Here is a 17,347-nt window from a genome sequence, read left to right on the forward strand (position 1 = left end):
TCATTTAAGGGCCGATAATCTGACGTCAAAACCATGACCCAGAAAACAGCACACATTCACGGCTCCTTTGCTGCCGCTTGTTACCTGCCAACATCTTGCGCCCTTATGCGACCAACGATTGACTGGTGGCGCGTGTGCAGGCCTGCGAGGCGCGCTATACTGCCGCGCCTTTTTAGCGTCGCGCCAGCAGCCCCGGCGTGCCTTGAAAGGTGCTTGCAACCGACCGATACACCCAAGCTGCAAGCACCTTATTGAATGTTCCCGTCTTTTAGAGGAGCGCGACTCATGACCGTGATCAAGCAAGACGACCTGATTCAGAGCGTTGCCGACGCCCTGCAGTTCATTTCCTATTACCACCCCGTTGATTTCATCCAGGCGATGCACGAGGCCTACCTGCGCGAAGAATCGCCGGCAGCCCGCGACTCGATCGCGCAGATCCTGATCAACTCGCGCATGTGTGCCACCGGCCACCGCCCGATCTGCCAGGACACCGGCATCGTGACCGTGTTTGTCCGCGTGGGCATGGACGTGCGCTGGGATGGCGCCACCATGGGCCTGGACGACATGATCAACGAAGGCGTGCGTCGCGCCTACAACCTGCCGGAAAACGTCCTGCGTGCTTCGATCCTCGCCGACCCGGCGGGCGCTCGTAAAAACACCAAGGACAACACCCCTGCCGTTATCCACTACTCCATCGTTCCGGGTAACACCGTGGAAGTGGACGTGGCGGCCAAGGGCGGCGGTTCCGAGAACAAGTCGAAAATGGCCATGCTCAACCCGTCCGACTCGATCGTCGACTGGGTGCTCAAGACCGTTCCGACCATGGGCGCCGGCTGGTGCCCACCGGGCATGCTCGGCATCGGCATCGGCGGCACCGCCGAGAAAGCCGCCGTCATGGCCAAGGAAGTTTTGATGGAATCCATCGACATTCACGAGTTGAAGGCTCGCGGCCCACAGAACCGCCTCGAAGAGATGCGTCTGGAGCTGTTCGAGAAGGTCAACCAGCTGGGCATCGGCGCCCAGGGCCTCGGTGGCCTGACCACCGTGCTCGACGTGAAGATCATGGATTACCCGACCCACGCCGCTTCGTTGCCGGTGTGCATGATCCCGAACTGCGCCGCTACCCGTCACGCGCACTTCGTGCTCGACGGTTCCGGCCCGGCCTCGCTGGAAGCGCCACCGCTGGACGCCTACCCGGAAATCGTCTGGGAAGCAGGCCCGTCGGCCCGTCGCGTCAACCTCGACACCCTGACGCCAGAAGAAGTACAGAGCTGGAAGCCGGGCGAAACCGTCCTGCTCAACGGCAAGATGCTCACCGGTCGCGACGCTGCGCACAAGCGCATGGTCGAGATGCTGAACAAGGGCGAAACCCTGCCGGTGGACCTGAAAGGTCGCTTCATCTACTACGTCGGCCCGGTTGATCCGGTGCGCGAAGAAGTGGTTGGCCCGGCTGGCCCGACTACTGCCACGCGGATGGACAAGTTCACCCGTCAGATCCTCGAGCAGACTGGTTTGCTGGGCATGATCGGCAAATCCGAGCGCGGCCCGACCGCAATCGAAGCGATCAAGGACCACAAAGCCGTTTACCTGATGGCAGTCGGCGGTGCGGCTTACCTGGTGGCGCAAGCCATCAAGAAATCCCGCGTTGTAGCTTTCGCCGAACTGGGCATGGAAGCGATCTACGAGTTCGACGTCAAGGACATGCCGGTCACTGTTGCTGTCGACAGCAATGGCGAGTCGGTACACATCACCGGTCCTGCCATCTGGCAGAAAAAGATCAGTGAAAGCCTGGCGGTAGAAGTGCAGTAAGCGCTTCCAGCGACCCGAAAAGGCGACAGGGGGATTCCCCTGTCGCCTTTTTTATTGCCTCATTTTGCATGAGCCGCTTTTGTGGGATGACGGCGCGGGCCCATGGTATGGTGCGCCCCCTCCGTACACATATTTGATGCCCAACATGTTTGAGTCATCTCGCCCTTTGCGCATGGCGCTCTATACCGTGTTGATTATCGCGGGCGCTGCCCTCGCAGCCACCCTGGCCGTTCGTCAAACCGTGCGCCAGTCACTGGTCGATGACGCAGCCCGGGCCAATCAGCAACTGGGGCTGTACGCAACGTCCCTGCATACCCTGATCGAACGCTACCGCGCCCTGCCAGCGGTGCTGGCACTCGACCCGCAATTGCGCCAGGCGCTCAAAGGCCCGGTAAGTGCCGAACAACAGGACCTGCTCAATCGCAAACTGGAAAGCATCAACGGTGCGGCCGAATCGTCCACGCTGGAACTGCTCGACCGCACAGGCCTGGCCGTGGCAGCCAGCAACTGGCGCCTGCCCAGCAGTTACGTCGGTCACAATTACGGATTTCGCCCCTACTTCAACCAGACCCGCACCCAGGGCACAGGACGCTTTTACGCCGTGGGCGTTACCAGCGGCATACCGGGCTACTTCCTGTCCAGCGCCGTCAGCAACGACGACGGCCAGTTCCTCGGGGCGATGGTGGTGAAACTGGAATTTCCCGAGCTCGAAAGGGAATGGCGCCAGGGCAGCGACACGCTATTGGTCAGCGACGCCCGCGGCATCGTTTTTATCGCTAATCAGCCGGGCTGGCGCTACCGCCTGTTGAAACCACTGAGCGACAGCGATCACGCTGAACTCAAGGCTACCCGCCAATACGACAAACAACCGCTGTCGCCGCTGGATTATGAATCGCTGCGACGCTTCGACGACAACAGTGAGCTGGTGCGGGTCGATGGGCCGGACGGCAAGGCGGACTATCTGTGGGAATCCCTGCCGCTGAGCGCCGAAGGCTGGACGCTGCACCTGCTGCGTCGCCCGCAGATAGCCTTCGAAGACAGTCGCAACGCCGCGCTCGCAGCGGCAGGTCTGTGGCTGACTTTGGTGTTTCTGTTGCTGTTTCTCAATCAGCGCTGGCGTCTGGCCAAACTGCGCCAGCGCAGTCGCGAAGAACTCGAACGACTGGTGCAGGAGCGCACTCGCGACCTGCGCACGGCTCAGGAAGGTCTGGTGCAATCAGCCAAACTTGCCGCACTTGGCCAGATGTCCGCCGCCCTGGCCCACGAGATCAACCAGCCCCTGACTACTCAGCGTATGCAACTGGCGACCTTGCGCCTGCTGCTCGACCATGGCCGGGTCGACGAAGCGTACAAGGCACTCAAGCCACTGGACGAGATGCTGACACGCATGGCCGCCCTCACCGGCCACTTGAAAACCTTTGCCCGCAAAAGCCCCAGTGGCTTGCGCGAGCGCCTGGACCTGGCCTCGGTCGTGGACCAATCGTTGCAACTGCTCGACACCCGGCTACGCGACGAACAGGTCAGCACCGTTCTGCACCTGACGCGTCCGGCCTGGGTGCGTGGCGATGCGATTCGCCTCGAACAGGTACTGATCAACCTGCTGCGCAACGCGCTGGATGCGATGCAGGATAAACCCTGCAAGCGTCTGGAAATCCGTCTCGAAGCCGAGGAAAAATTGTGGCGCCTGAGCGTCATCGACAATGGCGATGGCATTGCGCAGGAAAACCTGTCCAAGGTATTCGACCCGTTCTTCACCACGAAACCGGTGGGTGATGGCCTGGGCATCGGGCTGGCCGTTTCCTTCGCTATCGTTCACGAATCAGGTGGCCGCCTCAGCGCAGAAAATCACACCAACGGCGCCGTGTTTTCGCTGACCTTGCCCATCGACCTGGAGGCCCATGGCTCATGCTCAACTCAGTAATGGTGGTCGACGACGAAAGCAGCATCCGCAGCGCCGTCGAACAATGGCTGAGCCTGTCGGGTTTCGAAGTGCAGCTGTTCAGCCGCGCTGATGAATGTCTGGCGCAACTGCCCAGGCATTACGCCGGGGTAATTCTCAGCGATGTGCGCATGCCCGGCATGACCGGCCTGGAACTGCTGGCCGAGGTGCAGCGCCGCGATGCCGACTTGCCGGTGATCCTGCTCACGGGCCATGGCGATGTGCCAATGGCCGTCGATGCGATGCGCGATGGCGCCTACGATTTTCTTGAAAAACCTTTCAGCCCCGAGACCCTGCTCGGCAGCCTGCGCCGTGCTCTGGACAAGCGCCGGCTGGTACTGGAAAACCGAGCCTTGCATGAACAGGCAGACAACCGCGCCAAACTCGACGCCACGTTACTTGGGGTGTCCCGCAGCTTGCAGACCTTGCGCCGGCAAGTGCTGGACCTGGCGGCGCTGCCGGTCAACGTGCTGATCCGAGGCGAAACCGGCAGCGGCAAGGAACTGGTCGCCCGTTGCCTGCACGACTTCGGCCCGCGGGCGGGCAAACCCTTTGTTGCATTGAATTGCGCGGCCATCCCCGAGCAACTGTTTGAAGCCGAGTTGTTCGGCCACGAAAGTGGCGCGTTCACCGGCGCCCAAGGCAAACGCATCGGCAAGCTCGAATACGCGGACGGCGGCACGCTGTTTCTCGATGAAATCGAAAGCATGCCCCTGGCGCAGCAGGTGAAACTGCTGCGTGTGCTTCAGGAGCAAAAGCTTGAGCGACTGGGTTCGAACCAGAGTATCCGCGTGGATTTGCGCATTATCGCCGCGACCAAACCAGATCTGCTCGACGAAGCACGTGCCGGGCGTTTTCGCGAAGACCTGGCCTATCGGTTGAATGTTGCCGAGTTGCGCTTGCCGCCGTTACGCGACCGTCGCGAAGACATTCCGTTGTTGTACGAATCCTTCGCCCGCAGCGCCGCCGAGCGCCTGGGGCGCACATTCGTGCCACTGGGCGGCCCGCAGCTGAGCCATTTACTGAGCCACGACTGGCCGGGCAATGTGCGCGAACTGGCGAACGCCGCCGAGCGACAGGTATTGGGGCTGGGTGAACCGGAGCCGCTCGGTATCGACCCCGGTCAGTCACTGGCAGCGCAGCAGGAAGCGTTTGAAGCGCAATGCCTGCGCGCGGCGTTGACCCGGCACAAGGGTGACGTCAAGGCGGTACTGGAAGAGTTGCAACTGCCTCGCCGTACTTTCAATGAAAAGATGCAGCGGCATGGACTCACTAGAGAGATGTTCTTGTAGCGTCAGGACCGACCTCTTCGCGGGCAAGCCCGCTCCCACAGGTTTTGCGGGCGATCACATCATTTGTGGAGACACGGGACACTGTGGGAGCGGGCTTGCCCGCGATGAAGCCGGTACAAACAATAACGATCCGGAAGTCGTATGAGCAATATTCCGCTCGCACTCAACTACCAATAAGCGGATTTCCGCTCACCTACACGACAACCCCCCTGTAAACCGGCCTTCTCTCTGTTGGCACAGCTCCTGCTATAGCCCCTGCAGGCTGCGTTTACGCGCGCTCCACAAAAAATAATTAAACGAAGGATCCTTCAATGGATAACTCCAATACCCTGCCCCGTGGGTCGGCTGCCGCGCCGACAAAAGAACGAACCACCTCCAGCCGCATCAAATCGATTTTCAGCGGTTCCGTCGGCAACATGGTCGAGTGGTATGACTGGTACGTCTACGCCGCTTTCTCCCTCTACTTCGCCAAGACCTTCTTCCCCAAAGGCGATACCACCGCACAACTGCTGAACACCGCCGCGATCTTCGCGGTTGGCTTCCTGATGCGCCCGATCGGGGGCTGGCTGATGGGCCTGTACGCCGACAAAGTCGGGCGTAAAAAGGCCCTGATGGCCTCGGTGTACCTGATGTGCTTCGGCTCGCTGCTGATCGCCCTGAGCCCAGGCTACGAAGTCATCGGCATCGGCGCACCGATCCTGCTGGTGTTCGCCCGCTTGCTGCAAGGCCTGTCGGTCGGTGGCGAGTACGGCACCTCCGCCACTTACCTCAGCGAGATGGCGACCAAGGAACGCCGTGGCTTCTTCTCCAGCTTCCAGTACGTGACCCTGATTTCCGGCCAGCTCATAGCACTGGGCGTACTGATCGTCCTGCAGAACCTGCTGACCACCGAGGAGCTGTACGCCTGGGGTTGGCGCATTCCGTTCGCCATCGGTGCACTTTGTGCCGTGGTAGCGTTGTACCTGCGTCGCGGCATGGAAGAAACCGAGTCGTTCACCAAGAAGGAAAAGGCCAAGGAAAGCGCGATGCGCACCTTGATGCGCCATCCCAAAGAACTGATGACCGTGGTCGGCCTGACCATGGGTGGTACCCTGGCGTTCTACACCTACACCACCTACATGCAGAAATACCTGGTGAACACCGTCGGCATGAGCATTTCCGACTCCACCACCATTTCCGCCGCCACGCTGTTCCTGTTCATGTGCCTGCAACCGGTCATTGGCGGGCTGTCGGATAAAATCGGTCGCCGGCCGATCCTGATTGCCTTCGGTGTTCTGGGGACGCTGTTCACCGTGCCGATCCTCACCACCCTGCACACCATCACGACCTGGTGGGGTGCGTTCTTCCTGATCATGGCAGCGCTGATCATCGTCAGTGGCTACACCTCGATCAACGCGGTGGTCAAGGCCGAACTGTTCCCCACCGAAATCCGCGCCCTGGGCGTCGGCCTGCCGTATGCATTGACCGTATCGATCTTCGGCGGCACCGCTGAATACATCGCGCTGTGGTTCAAGAGCATCGGCATGGAAACCGGTTACTACTGGTATGTCACCGCATGTATTGCCGTGTCGTTGCTGGTGTACATCACCATGAAAGACACCCGCAAGCATTCGCGGATTACCACTGACTGAGTGCGCTGACGGCCAAACAAAGGGGGCAGACCTTGGCGGGTCTGCCCCCTTTTGCATTGTGTCGACACAAGTCCGCTCCACTGGATCTAGTCAGCTCAAGTACTCAATCCCGCTGGAAATCTGCGGCGCGTACTTGCACCATGCACGTCTTCCCGATAGCTATGGAAATCCCACCCTATGTCCGACGATATTCACTTTTACGAACCTGCCAACGGCCACGGTCTGCCCCACGACCCGTTCAACGCCATCGTCGGCCCTCGCCCCATCGGCTGGATTTCCTCCCAGGACGCCAATGGTCGCTTGAATCTGGCACCCTACAGTTTCTTCAACGCTTTTAACTACATCCCGCCAATCATTGGTTTTTCCAGCGTCGGGCGCAAAGACAGCCTGAACAACATCGAGCAGACCGGAGAGTTCGCCTGGAATCTGGCAACCCGGCCACTGGCCGGGCAGATGAACCAGAGCTGTGCTCCGGTCGGACCTGAGGTCAATGAGTTCGAGCTGGCCGGCCTGACCACCGTCGCCTCGAAAGTCATTTCGGTGCCACGGATCGCCGAAAGCCCGGTGTCGTTCGAGTGCAAGGTCACGCAGATCATTCAGTTGCAGCGCGCGGACGGGAACGTAGTGCCGAGCTGGCTGATTCTTGGCGAAGTGGTCGCCGTGCATATCGCCAAGTGGCTGCTCAAGGATGGGGTGTACGACACCGCCGCGGCAGAGCCGATTCTGCGCGGCGGTGGGCCGGCCGACTACTTCCAGCTGGGGCCTGAGGCGTTGTTCAAGATGCATCGCCCGACGCGGTAAGAACTACCAGAGCAGGTCGGTGTTTTCCTTGACGTCCTTGAGGCGGGTCAGCTCTTTGGCGGCCGCTTCGTCGGCCTCATGGGCGGTCCTGAAGGTCTGGCTTTGCAGAACCTTGTGAAAACGCGGGGCGCCGGAACCACCCAGCGCTTTGACGGCGATAGCGGCGTGGTAACCACCCTCGCCCGGTACTACAGCGGAAACGGCTTCGAAGTGTTCAAAGGCTTTGCGTGCCATATCGCGGATCCTGCCTGGTTGAGAATGCTGCCATTAAACCTTCAACCGGCCAGTTTGTGTACCGACCCCGTGCACTGATGCAGGGCTTGCGCCGCAGACACATCCTTGAAGGTATGAAAATCCAGGCTGTTGACCACCAAGTCCTGCACCAATTCGGTAAAAACTTCCATCGCCGGCGTACTGAAATAGGCGGTCATGGCGTGCTGATTGCTCCAGAAGCCGGACACCAGCCACAGGTCCGCATCGCACTGCGAGTGCTGCAAGGCAAAGCCAAGGCATCCCGGGGCTGCCCGGGAGGGTTCGATCAGGGCGCTGAGGCGAACGCCGAGTTCCGCCGAACGCCCGGCGCGCGCCCGAACGAAGGCCATATGACTGACGGGGATCTGCTTTGACATGTTCAACCCTCCCGGGGAGTCGCGTGGCAGCCAGGGGACGAGCTGCGACAGGATCAAAGGTTAAGGGCCGCGGCACAGGTGCCGTTAGTCGATTCCTGCCGGCGCGTTGCACAATCCTGCGAAACTGCTTCGGCCACCTGCGCAACGGGAAGCACCCGGTCACGATTCTGTCATACGAGTTTCAAGCAAGTTTCCCTGTGGGCATGCGCTCATGTCCGGGGCAAAAAACACCCCCATGCAGAATCAGGCAAGCATTTGGCAGGATGTGTCTACCGCTGCCGCTTGCACAAACTTATGCTCTTGTCCCAACACCTGTGCCTTGCCGAGGATGCCGCGCATGTCGTCACTCGAACACCTTAACCCCCCGCTGGACGCCGACAGGGAAAAGCAGCGTGCGGAACTGGCGGCAATCATCCGTCGCAACACCGCCGAAGATGGCAGCTACGCCACCGCTGTCGACTCGCTGTTCATGTCCCGCCACAGCCAATCCCATGAGTTCGCCCCGGTGCTCGCGCAACCGGCGCTGTGCATCATGGCCCAAGGGCGCAAGGAAGTTCAGCTGGCCAACGAATACTTCAATTACGACCCGCTGAATTACCTGGTGGTCTCGGTTTCCATGCCGCTGAGCGGGCGAGTGGTGGACGTCTCGACCGAGGAGCCGATCCTGGCGCTGCGCCTGGACATTGACCCGGCGCAGATCAGCGCGCTGATCGCCGATGCCGGCCCCATCGGCGTTCCCACCCGGCCCACCGGCCGCGGGCTGTATGTCGAACCGCTCGACGCCGCCATGCTCGATGCGGTGCTGCGCCTGGCGCGGTTGCTGGACACACCGAAAGACATCGCCATGCTCTCGCCGTTGATCCGTCGGGAAATTCTCTATCGGCTGTTGCGCAGCCAACAGGGACATCGGCTGTACGAAATCGCCATCGCCAACAGTCAGAGCCACCGCATCAGCCAGGCGATCAAATGGCTCAACGGCAACTACGAACAGCCATTGCGCATCGATGATCTGGCGAAAGAAGTGAACCTGAGCGTGTCGACCCTGCATCACCGCTTCAAGGCGATGACGGCGATGAGCCCGCTGCAGTATCAGAAGCAACTGCGCTTGCAGGAAGCGCGGCGCTTGATGCTGGCGGAGGGGTTGGAGGCTTCGGCTGCGGGGTATCGGGTCGGGTATGAAAGCCCGTCGCAATTCAGCCGGGAGTACAGCCGATTGTTCGGGGCACCGCCTTTGCGGGATCTGGCGCGGTTGCGGTTGAGTGTCTAACGGCTACCCTCACCCCAGCCCTCTCCCAAGGGGAGAGGGGGCCGACCGAGGTGTCTGGCGCTATACGTCGACCTGAAGGATCGAGTCGATTATGGATTCGGCATGACACGGTTGGATCGCATCATTTCCCCACCCTCTCCCCAGCCCTCCCGAAACGTCGGACCGCCGGAGGGAGAGGGAGCCGACCGAGGGGTCTGGCGTTATCCATCGACCTGAAAGATCGAGTCGATTATGGATTCGGCATGACACGGTTGGATCGCATCATTTCCACACCCTCACCCCAGCCCTCCCGAAACCTCGGACCGCCCGAGCTGTCTGACGCTATCCATCGACCTTAAAGATCGAGTCGATTTGGGATTCGGCACAACAGGTTCAGGTCGCCGTATTTCTGGAGAAACCCACGGTCAGTCCCCTCTCCCCCGGGAGAGGGTTAGGGTGAGGGGTAGATCTGACTGCCAACTCAATTCAGGAGCCTAGCACCCGACAAGCCTCCACCGGCAAAGTCACCGACACCGGATGCCCAATGCTCAAACCAATCCCCTGACACGGCGTGCTCAACGCCGTAAACGACACCCCGGAACATTCCACCGTGGTCTCGATGGTTGCGCCGATATCTCGCACGAACGTCACCTTGCCCAACAAGCGGTTGCCGGCTGTTGCCTGAGGCGCCGACAGTTGCAAGTCTTCGGGGCGGATCAGCATCTTCACTTTTTCGCCCACCAGGATGCTGCTGCAGATCGGCACTTGCAACGCATCGCCGCCCGGCAGGCTGACCTTGCCATTGCCCAGCGCCGTGGCCGGGAAGATGTTGCCCGAGCCAATGAAGTCGGCGACGAACTCGTTGGCCGGGTGGCGGTAGATTTCTATCGGAGTACCCACCTGCTGAACCCGGTGCTCACCCAGTACGACGACGATATCGGCCATGGTCATGGCCTCGCGCTGGTCGTGGGTGACCATGATGGTGGTGATGTTCAGGCGCTGTTGCAGCTGGCGGATTTCCACCTGCATCGACTCGCGCAGCTTGGCGTCCAGCGCCGACAGCGGTTCGTCGAGCAGGAGGATTTTCGGGTGGTTGGCGATCGCCCGGGCAATTGCCACACGCTGGCGTTGACCGCCGGACAGCTTGGCCACCGGGCGATCAATCATCTGTTGCAACTGGATCAACTCCAGCAACTCCACCACCCGCGCCTGTTGCTCAGCCTTGCTGACGCCACGCAGTTTCAGCGGATAGGCAATGTTCTCCCCCACGGTCATGTGCGGGAACAGTGCCAGGGATTGAAACACCATGCCGAAATTACGCAGGTGCGCCGGCGTGTTGCCGATGTCCTCGCCGTCCAGGCGAATCTCACCACCAGTCAGGGTTTCAAGCCCGGCGATCATGCGCAGCAAGGTAGTCTTGCCGCAGCCCGAAGGGCCGAGGAAACACACCAGCTTGCCCTCGGGCAAATGCAGGTTCACATCGGTTACCGCGCAGGCCGAGCCGTAATGTTTCTCGACGTTTTCCAGAATCAGACCAGACATAAGAATCACCTCAAGAAATCAGAACGAAACGCCACCTTCACCAACCAGCTTCTCGAGTGCCCAAATCAGGACAAAGTCGATCAACACGATCAGCACGGCAAACGAAAAAACGGTTGGGTCGAGCGAAGACACGGTGCGGCTGTACATCCAGATCGGCACGGTCATCACGTCGATGGTGTAGAGGAAATAGGTCACGGTGAATTCATTGAACGAGACGATGAACGCCAGCAGCATGCCCGCCAGAATCCCCGACTTCATCAATGGCACCACCACGTCGACAATTGCCCGCAGCGGTGAAGCACCGAGCATTTGCGCGGCCTCTTCGACTTCGCTGCCGATCGAGAGCATGGCCGCCGTGCAGTTTTTCACCACGAACGGCAACGCCAGGATCACGTGGGCAATCACCAGGCGCGACGTCGTCATCTGGAACGGCAGGCTGTCGAACACCAGCAGCAATGCCAGGCCCAGCACTACCATGGGGAACACCAGCGGCAACGACATCAGCTGCAGGGCCACGGCCTTGCCGCGGAACTCGCAACGGGTCAGCGCGTAAGCCGCCGGCACCGCGATGATCGTCGCGAAGATCATGGTCAGGCACGCCACCATCAAGCTGGTGGTCATGGCTTTGCCCAGGCTCAGCACGTCGCTGGCATCCGGCGAGACGAAGGTGTGCCAGGCCGCCTTGTACCATTGCAGGCTGTAGCTGCTCGGTGGGAAATCGAGGTTCGACGCGCCGCTGAACGACATGACGATCATGGTCAGGATCGGCAGCACCGCAAGCAGCAGGATGAAGCCCGAGAGAATGCCGGCGAACTTGCCGGTATCCCCTGGCAACAGCGACTGGCGTTTCTTGATCAGCGTACTCATTGCGAAGCCTCCAGCATGCGACGGCGACGGCCGGTGATGAACTCGGACAAGGTCATGATCGCAAGCGTCGTGACGATCAACACCACACCGGCGGCGGATGCGGCTGGCCAGTTCATCAGCGGGGCGATCTGGTCATGCACCATCACCGCCAGCATCGGCACTCGCCGGCCACCGAGCAGCAGAGGCACCACGAAGCTGCTGGCGTTGTAGGCGAACACCAGGGTCGCGCCGGTGATGATCCCCGGCAGACTCATCGGCAACACCACCTGGCGGAACACTTGGAGGCGACTTGCACCCAAGGTAGCAGCGGCTTCTTCGTAGCTGCGGGCGACGCCGCGCATGGCGCTGGCAATCGGCAGCACGGCCAGCGGGAAAGCGGTTTGCACCAGGCCCATCAGCACGCCGTTCTGATTGTAGAGCAGCATGATCGGGCGCTTGATCAGGCCCAGCCCCATCAGAGCCTGATTGAGCATCCCGCCGGGGCCGAGAATCACCAGCCAGCCGTAGCTTTGCAGCAGCAGGTTGACCAGCAATGGCAATAGCACCGCTGCCAGGAAAATCCTACGTACGAAAGGCGACGTCAGGCGCGACATGGTGTAGGCCACCGGGATCGCCAGCACCACCGCGATCACTGCGCTGATCAGCGCCAGGCGCAGAGTCAGCATCAGGGATTTGAGGTAGTAGGGTTCGAGCAACTGGGCGTAACTGGCCAGGCTGAACCCGGACCATTCCGCGCCCTTGGTGCCCACGCTCATGCGCAGCACCAAGAGGCTGGCGGCAATCAGCACTCCCAGAAACAGCATCGACGGCGAGAGAAAAAACCAGGCGCGCGCCGTCGGCGAAACACCCCGATTCGGGCGCGACTCAGCGGCGCTGACCGAATGGGTCAAAGGTTGGTGTTCCATAGCAAAGGTCTCGTCAATGGAAAGCAGCTGAAGAACACATCCTTCAAAACCACCGTGAACCCTGTGGGAGCGGGCTTGCTCGCGAAAGCGGTGTGTCAGTCACATGGATGTTTGAATGTGCTGACGCATTCGCGAGCAAGCCCGCTTCCACATTGGATTTGTGGTGTTCCAAAGAGCCGGTGTTCGTCACGCGATCAGGAAGAAAAGATTTCCGTGTAACGACGAATCCATTGGTCATGCACACTGGCCAGGAAGGCGTTGTCGTGCATGATCGCCTTCTCGGCAATCTGCTCCGGCGTGAGGATGTACGGGCTCTTGCGCGCTTCGGCGGAGATGATCGCCTTGGCGTTGACCGGACCGTTGTAGATGTCTTTAGCCATCTTGCCCTGTACCAGCGGATCCAGGGAGTGGTTGATGAAGGCATAGGCCATGTCGGTGTCGCCCGGACGATTCTTCGGCATCACCGACAGCATCAGGTCGGTATAGAAACCTTCCTTCATGCCGAACGTGGCACCCAGGCCGTAATTCGGGTCGCGGATCTGTTTCGGGAAGAACGCTGGGGCGTACAGACCGCCCATGTCCAGCGAGCCGGTGCGGAACAGCTCGGCGATCTGGTTCGGGTTCTCGCCCAGGGTTACCACGCGGTCCTTGAGCTCGGCGAGTTTCTTGAAGCCTGGCTCGATGTTGTGCTCGTCACCACCGGCCAGTTTGGCGGCGATGATGATCAGGTCCATGGCCTCGGTCCAGTTCGGCGGCGGCAGGAAAATGTTTGGCGCCGCGTCAGCGTCCCACAGCGAGGCGTAACTGGTCGGGGCTTCTTTCTGGGTGCGGGTGCTGTAGACCAGGCTGTTGCACCACAGCAGGTAACCGATGCCGTGGCCGTTGGCGCCGGTACGGTATTTCTCCGGTACGTCGACCAGGTTGGGAATGCGATTGAGGTCAGGTTTTTCCAGCAGATCGGCGGCGGCCAGACCTTCGGCGCCAACGCCCGCCAGGGTGATGATGTCGTACTGCGCACGGTCACCCGCGGCCTTGAGCTTGGCGACCATTTCCGAGGTACTGCCGGTGCGGTCAGCGATAACCTTGCAACCGTATTTGTCTTCGAAGGTCGCGGCGATGTTGCGCAGCGCAGCCAGGCCGGTGTCATCGGACCAGGTCAGCAGGCGCAAGGTCTTGCCTTGAAAGCGGGTGTCGCTGGCGTTGGCCTTGACGAACGGCAGGCTCATGGCGGCCGCGGCAACCGAGGCTACGCCCACGGTCTTGATGAATTGACGTCTGTTCAGATCGTGCTCGCCCATTACGGACTCCCTTTGTTTTTGTAGGTATGAGGTTGGTCGCAATCATTGCGTCTGTGCCGCCATATCAGCTTCCAACCCCCGAATCCACGGGGTTTGAGCTGACTCGACCGGCTTCATCCTGAGGTCGTGCAAAACACCTGACTATCGATAAAAACTCATTGAAGCCATGACGCCGGTGCATGGCTTCCTGTAGGAGCGAGCAGGCTCGCGATGGGCGCAAGGGCACCGCGTTCATTCAAGGACCCCACGTTATCGTTGACGTCCATCGCGAGCATGCTCGCTCCTACAAAGGGGGTGTCAAACAGCGCGGATAACGTGTTTGATTTCCTGGAAAGCCTGCAAGCCCCATGGCCCCAATTCGCGGCCGATGCTGCTCTGCTTGTAGCCGCCCCAGGCGGTCTGCGGGAAGATCACTTGCGGTGCGTTGATCCATACCAGCCCTGCCTGCAAAGCGTTGGCGACGCGATCCGCCGCTTCGGCATTGCGTGTGACCACGCTGGCGACCAGACCGAACTGGCTGTCGTTGGCCAGGGCAATCGCCTCGGCCTCGCTGGCAAAACTGCGCACGCAAATCACCGGGCCGAAAATCTCTTCACACCACAGCGCACTGTCCAGAGGCACGTCGGTGAATACCGTCGGCTGCAAAAAATATCCGCGCGGCAGATCGGCCGGACGATTACCGCCGCAAACCAGTTTGGCGCCAGCACTCAGGCCACGATCGATGTGACCGAGCACACGCTGGTATTGCGCCTGATTGACCAGCGCCCCCATTTCCACATCCGGATCGAACGGGGCCGCCACGCGAATCGCTTCGGCGCGAGTCTTCAAGCGAGCGATGAAATCATCGAACAACTCATCGGCAACCAGCACGCGACTGGTGGCCGAACACATCTGCCCGGCGTTGAAGAAACCACCCCCGCACGCTGTCTCCACCGCCAAATCAATATCGGCATCGGCCAGCACCAGCAGCGAAGACTTGCCGCCCAGCTCCAGGCTCACACCCTTGACGGTTTCCGCCGCCCGCTGCATGACCTGCACGCCGACTGCGTTACTGCCGGTGAACGACACCTTGACGATGCGCGGGTCCGCCGACAGCGGTGCACCGACCGCCAGGCCAGTGCCGCAGACCAGGTTGAACACGCCTTTGGGCAACCCGGCCTCGGCGATGATCGCCGCCAGCTCCAACTCCGGCAGCGGCGTCACTTCCGAAGGTTTGAGCACCACGCAACAGCCGGCGGCCAGGGCCGGGGCGAGTTTCCACGCGGTGGTGACCATCGGGAAGTTCCACGGCACGATCAGGCCGACCACACCGCACGGCTCGCGGCGCAGGCGCGCGCTGAAATCGTCGCTCGGCAGTTCTACGGCACTGTCCTGTTGTGCATCCAGCCCTTCGACGAGAGTGGCGTAGTACTCGAACGTGGCGATCACATCGTCGACATCGATCGCCGCCTCGAACAGCGGTTTGCCGTTGTTGCTCGACTGCAAATGCATCAGTTGTTCACGACCGGCCTGCACGCCCGCAGCGACTTTGCGCAGGATCGCGCCACGCTCGGCCCCGCTGGTTTTCGACCAGTCGGCGAAAGCGTTGCTCGCCGCGCTCACGGCCTGATCGACGGCGCGCTCATCGCCGCCGTTGACGGTGGTCAACAGGGCTTCGGTCGCCGGGTTGATCACGCGCAGGTGTTCGTTGCCGGCCGACCATTGGCCGTCGATATACAGACCGTCCAGAGTGGTTGGAAAACTCATTTCGATACCGCCTGCATCCACTGGGCCTGATCGATTTCAATCAGGGTCGGACCCTGGCGATCGGCGGCCACACGCAAGGCAGCGCGCAGTTGCTCGACACCGTCGACGGCCTCGGCAGCGCAGCCCAGGCCCTTGGCCACCGCGATGAAGTCCGGGGTATAGATGTCGACACCCACAGGTTCAATGGCACGGTTGACCATGTACTTCTTGATCTCTTCGTAGCCCTGGTTATTCCACAGCAGCACGATCACCGGGGTGCGCGCTTCAACGGCACTGGCCAGTTCCGGCAGGGTGAATTGCAGGCCGCCGTCGCCGATCAGGCATACCACCGGCGGGCGGGCGCCGTTGTGGGCACTGCCGCCGAGCCAGGCGCCGATGGCCGCCGGCAAGGCATACCCGAGGGTGCCGTAGCCGGTGGAGGAGTTGAACCAGCGGCGCGGGCGCTCCGGGTTGAAGGTCAGGTTGCCGGTGTACACAGGTTGCGTCGAATCGCCGACGAATACTGCATCCGGCAGTTCATGCAAGACGGTTTCGAGGAAACGAGTCTGGGCCAGGGTCGCTGCATCCCATGTGCCCGCCAGCTCCTCTCGCAATCGCGCGGCACGCACCTGCCCCCAATCGTTGCGGCGCTCGGCCAGGGATTTGTGCGACAAGGCGCTGAGCAATGCGCGGGCGGCGTTGCGTGAGTCGGACACCAGCGCCACGTGCGGCGGATAGTTGCGCACGGTCTGGTCCGGGTCGATATCTACCCTTAGCAGTTGGCCAGGAATCTCGAAACCCCCGGCGAAGGTCACGTCGTAGTCGGTCTCGGCCAGTTCGGTGCCGATGGCCAAAACAACATCGGCCTCGGCGACCAGCGCGCGGGTAGCGACCAGGCTCTGGGTCGAACCGATCAGCAACGGGTGAGCGGATTCGAGCATGCCTTTGGCATTGATGGTCAGCGCCACCGGTGCGTCCAGCAGTTCGGCCAATTCGGTCAGTTCGGCGGCCGCATTGATCGCACCGCCACCGGCGAGAATCAGCGGACGCTTGGCACCAGCCAGCAATTGAGTCATGCGCGAAACAGCGCTCGGCGAAGCACCGGCACTGTCGATGTTGACGGGGATACTGGTGAGCAGGTCGTCGGCCTCTTCGACCAGCACGTCCAATGGAATTTCGATGTGCACCGGGCGCGGACGACCGGCCTGGAACAGCGCAAAGGCTCGGGCCAGCACACCCGGCAACTCCGAGGCCGACATCAGGGTATGGGAAAATGCGGCGACACCGGCGACCAGTGCGCCCTGGTTCGGCAGCTCATGCAGCTTGCCGCGACCACCGCCCAGCTGGCTGCGCGATTGCACACTGGAGATCACCAGCATCGGAATCGAATCGGCGTAAGCCTGCCCCATCGCCGTGGTGATGTTGGTCATGCCTGGGCCGGTGATGATGAAGCAGACACCCGGTTTGCCGCTGGTGCGAGCATAGCCATCGGCCATGAAACCGGCACCCTGCTCATGGCGCGGAGTCACGTGGTTGATACTCGAACGAGCCAGCCCGCGATACAGCTCCACGGTGTGAACCCCGGGAATGCCGAACACCTGCTCGACCCCGTAGTTTTCGAGTAACTTGACCAATACTTCGCCGCACGTCGCCATGTGAATTG

14 protein-coding genes are annotated in these 17,347 nt (G+C 61.2%); 6 read left to right on the forward strand and 8 right to left on the reverse strand.

The features are described 5' to 3' along the window. The first annotated feature begins 285 nt into the window (after positions 1-285). The 5 genes from KW839_RS13620 (at position 286) to KW839_RS13640 (ending at position 7,472) form a co-directional block, all read left to right on the forward strand. Positions 286-1,809: a fumarate hydratase gene (locus tag KW839_RS13620; RefSeq protein ID WP_034149075.1), complete on the forward strand. Its 1,524-nt coding sequence runs from the start codon at positions 286-288 to the stop codon at positions 1,807-1,809. Between the two features lie 145 nt (positions 1,810-1,954). Next, a complete protein-coding gene (locus KW839_RS13625; protein ID WP_060539616.1) occupies positions 1,955-3,730 on the forward strand; it encodes an ATP-binding protein in 1,776 nt (591 codons plus the stop codon). Next, positions 3,715-5,040, forward strand: coding sequence for a sigma-54 dependent transcriptional regulator (locus tag KW839_RS13630; protein WP_060539615.1), 1,326 nt, complete (start codon positions 3,715-3,717; stop codon positions 5,038-5,040). Before KW839_RS13625 ends, KW839_RS13630 begins: the two co-directional genes overlap by 16 nt. A 311-nt stretch (positions 5,041-5,351) precedes the next feature. Beyond that, positions 5,352-6,671 carry an MFS transporter gene (locus KW839_RS13635; RefSeq protein ID WP_060539614.1) on the forward strand — a complete coding sequence of 440 codons (1,320 nt, stop codon included), beginning with the start codon at positions 5,352-5,354 and terminating at the stop codon, positions 6,669-6,671. A gap of 177 nt (positions 6,672-6,848) precedes the next feature. Then, complete coding sequence (locus KW839_RS13640; RefSeq protein WP_218424625.1) at positions 6,849-7,472, forward strand: flavin reductase family protein; 624 nt, start codon at positions 6,849-6,851, stop codon at positions 7,470-7,472. Between the two features lie 3 nt (positions 7,473-7,475). On the opposite strand, the gene KW839_RS13645 is transcribed toward KW839_RS13640, so the two are convergent. Both KW839_RS13645 and KW839_RS13650 read right to left on the reverse strand, forming a co-directional pair. Beyond that, positions 7,476-7,706, reverse strand: coding sequence for a hypothetical protein (locus tag KW839_RS13645; protein WP_060539612.1), 231 nt, complete (start codon positions 7,704-7,706; stop codon positions 7,476-7,478). A gap of 41 nt (positions 7,707-7,747) precedes the next feature. After that, entirely contained in the window at positions 7,748-8,101 is a 354-nt protein-coding gene (locus KW839_RS13650) for an antibiotic biosynthesis monooxygenase family protein (RefSeq protein ID WP_218424626.1), read from the reverse strand. A 337-nt stretch (positions 8,102-8,438) separates the two neighbouring features. On the opposite strand from KW839_RS13650, the gene KW839_RS13655 reads away from it, so the two are divergent. Beyond that, the gene (locus KW839_RS13655) at positions 8,439-9,368 is read left to right on the forward strand and encodes an AraC family transcriptional regulator (RefSeq protein WP_060539610.1); all 930 of its coding nucleotides are present in this window, start codon (positions 8,439-8,441) and stop codon (positions 9,366-9,368) included. A gap of 465 nt (positions 9,369-9,833) precedes the next feature. On the opposite strand, the gene KW839_RS13660 is transcribed toward KW839_RS13655, so the two are convergent. The 6 genes from KW839_RS13660 to KW839_RS13685 all read right to left on the reverse strand — a co-directional run bounded on the left by KW839_RS13660 (position 9,834) and on the right by KW839_RS13685 (position 17,339). Next, a complete protein-coding gene (locus tag KW839_RS13660; RefSeq protein WP_218424627.1) occupies positions 9,834-10,889 on the reverse strand; it encodes an ABC transporter ATP-binding protein in 1,056 nt (351 codons plus the stop codon). Positions 10,890-10,907: 18 nt separating this feature from the next. Beyond that, positions 10,908-11,756 carry an ABC transporter permease gene (locus tag KW839_RS13665; RefSeq protein ID WP_060539608.1) on the reverse strand — a complete coding sequence of 283 codons (849 nt, stop codon included), beginning with the start codon at positions 11,754-11,756 and terminating at the stop codon, positions 10,908-10,910. Then, positions 11,753-12,661 (reverse strand): ABC transporter permease, encoded by a 909-nt coding sequence (locus KW839_RS13670; RefSeq protein ID WP_218424628.1) that lies wholly within the window; start codon positions 12,659-12,661, stop codon positions 11,753-11,755. Before KW839_RS13670 ends, KW839_RS13665 begins: the two co-directional genes overlap by 4 nt. Before the next feature lie 194 nt (positions 12,662-12,855). Next, positions 12,856-13,959: an extracellular solute-binding protein gene (locus tag KW839_RS13675; protein ID WP_218424629.1), complete on the reverse strand. Its 1,104-nt coding sequence runs from the start codon at positions 13,957-13,959 to the stop codon at positions 12,856-12,858. Between the two features lie 297 nt (positions 13,960-14,256). Further along, on the reverse strand, positions 14,257-15,705 hold the full coding sequence (locus KW839_RS13680; RefSeq protein ID WP_218424630.1) for an aldehyde dehydrogenase family protein: 1,449 nt from the start codon (positions 15,703-15,705) through the stop codon (positions 14,257-14,259). Next, entirely contained in the window at positions 15,702-17,339 is a 1,638-nt protein-coding gene (locus KW839_RS13685; protein WP_218424631.1) for a 5-guanidino-2-oxopentanoate decarboxylase, read from the reverse strand. Before KW839_RS13685 ends, KW839_RS13680 begins: the two co-directional genes overlap by 4 nt. Positions 17,340-17,347: the final 8 nt, after the last annotated feature.

The sequence above is a fragment of the Pseudomonas sp. PDM31 genome (genome assembly GCF_019218965.1).
Taxonomy (GTDB): Bacteria; Pseudomonadota; Gammaproteobacteria; order Pseudomonadales; family Pseudomonadaceae; genus Aquipseudomonas.

Coding starts and splice junctions, on each gene's coding strand:
- KW839_RS13620 (WP_034149075.1), top strand. CDS start 286: ATGACCGTGATCAAGCAAGACGACCTGATTCAGAGCGTTGCCGACGCC.
- KW839_RS13625 (WP_060539616.1), top strand. CDS start 1,955: ATGTTTGAGTCATCTCGCCCTTTGCGCATGGCGCTCTATACCGTGTTG.
- KW839_RS13630 (WP_060539615.1), top strand. CDS start 3,715: ATGCTCAACTCAGTAATGGTGGTCGACGACGAAAGCAGCATCCGCAGC.
- KW839_RS13635 (WP_060539614.1), top strand. CDS start 5,352: ATGGATAACTCCAATACCCTGCCCCGTGGGTCGGCTGCCGCGCCGACA.
- KW839_RS13640 (WP_218424625.1), top strand. CDS start 6,849: ATGTCCGACGATATTCACTTTTACGAACCTGCCAACGGCCACGGTCTG.
- KW839_RS13645 (WP_060539612.1), bottom strand. CDS start 7,706: ATGGCACGCAAAGCCTTTGAACACTTCGAAGCCGTTTCCGCTGTAGTA.
- KW839_RS13650 (WP_218424626.1), bottom strand. CDS start 8,101: ATGTCAAAGCAGATCCCCGTCAGTCATATGGCCTTCGTTCGGGCGCGC.
- KW839_RS13655 (WP_060539610.1), top strand. CDS start 8,439: ATGTCGTCACTCGAACACCTTAACCCCCCGCTGGACGCCGACAGGGAA.
- KW839_RS13660 (WP_218424627.1), bottom strand. CDS start 10,889: ATGTCTGGTCTGATTCTGGAAAACGTCGAGAAACATTACGGCTCGGCC.
- KW839_RS13665 (WP_060539608.1), bottom strand. CDS start 11,756: ATGAGTACGCTGATCAAGAAACGCCAGTCGCTGTTGCCAGGGGATACC.
- KW839_RS13670 (WP_218424628.1), bottom strand. CDS start 12,661: ATGGAACACCAACCTTTGACCCATTCGGTCAGCGCCGCTGAGTCGCGC.
- KW839_RS13675 (WP_218424629.1), bottom strand. CDS start 13,959: ATGGGCGAGCACGATCTGAACAGACGTCAATTCATCAAGACCGTGGGC.
- KW839_RS13680 (WP_218424630.1), bottom strand. CDS start 15,705: ATGAGTTTTCCAACCACTCTGGACGGTCTGTATATCGACGGCCAATGG.
- KW839_RS13685 (WP_218424631.1), bottom strand. CDS start 17,339: ATGGCGACGTGCGGCGAAGTATTGGTCAAGTTACTCGAAAACTACGGG.